This window comes from Ruegeria sp. BHSA163 (assembly GCF_059613365.1).
In genome coordinates, this window is record NZ_JBXWSJ010000132.1 from 1 (window position 1) to 1,014 (window position 1,014).

The window sequence follows — 1,014 nt, forward strand, 5'->3', positions numbered from 1 at the left end:
GAAGGCTTCTAGCAGACGAGTGTCACCTGGATTTCGATCAACCCTAAACAGTTGTACGCGTTCTTTCCGGATGTTTGAGCGCAGACCCACAACATCGCGTTCTTCGGCGGCGATCACAGAAATAGTATGTGCCTTAAAGAAGTCTGCGACAGGAGAAAACGTGCTGTCGATTTCACGACGAACTTCGACGGACCAAGTTAAGTAGTCCCCGTTCGCAAAGCCGAAACTCAGCATAAAATGCGCCATTTCTGGCCCAGCCCAATACGACATGAATAAATCGGTGCTTGTGATCTGAGACAGATCATATGTTCGCGTCACCCAACGTTTATCAAAATCACCTTCTGTTCGCCAATTGAAGGCCCGTACGTTTTGGAGAGTCAGGATATCACCATTGATTATTCCTGTTACTTGTCGTTCCACTTCTGGATCCCAATTTCCGTCAGACGGAGGGACAAGTGAATTCCACCAAACGTTAACTGCAATTAAAGCGGCTACAAACGCCGCAAAAAATCGCCAACGCATCGATGTGAAGAATGCAACAAGCGTGCCAATTCCAAACGCGGCGAAACTTGCGGCGAAGCCCAGGACCAAAAGCTCGGACCCAGGCAGCTTGTACCACAGCGCCAGCGTGCCCCAAAGAACTGCATAGGCGAAAATAAGAAAGAGAAGTGCGAGCAGTAGAAATCGGAAAATTCGGATCATGTGAAACAATACGGATCCTCGTCTAGGTAAGTAAATTGTCTAGAACAGGCTTTTTCGGCTGTTAAACCAAAATAATCATGGAATCTTTGAAACCAATCTTGACAGCAAACCCCGAAAAGCAGCTTTTGCCGGCGGGGTGGCTTTGGGCTCGGTGCAGGTTCAATGAAGACCGTCGCACACAATGCCAGTCATCAGATGGTCCTGTCAGACGAATTCGAACTTATCTCTGTTAGGCCAGTGACGCTGTCCTTTATGGCGCACCAAGTTCGCGCCACTCGGCAAGAACGGCGGTGCGTGTCAGTTTGAAGGTGT

Annotated in this window: 2 protein-coding genes; one reads left to right on the top strand and one right to left on the bottom strand. The window is 48.9% G+C overall.

The genetic code is table 11. The annotated features are described in order from the left end of the window. A partial coding sequence (locus tag AC2FNV_RS23540; protein ID WP_496774741.1) for a lipoprotein N-acyltransferase Lnb domain-containing protein occupies positions 1-702 on the bottom strand: 702 nt, incomplete at its 3' end. 162 nt (positions 703-864) lie between these two features. Here AC2FNV_RS23540 and AC2FNV_RS23545 point away from each other — a divergent pair. Beyond that, positions 865-1,008 carry a hypothetical protein gene (locus tag AC2FNV_RS23545; protein WP_496774742.1) on the top strand — a complete coding sequence of 48 codons (144 nt, stop codon included), beginning with the start codon at positions 865-867 and terminating at the stop codon, positions 1,006-1,008. Positions 1,009-1,014 lie beyond the last annotated feature (6 nt).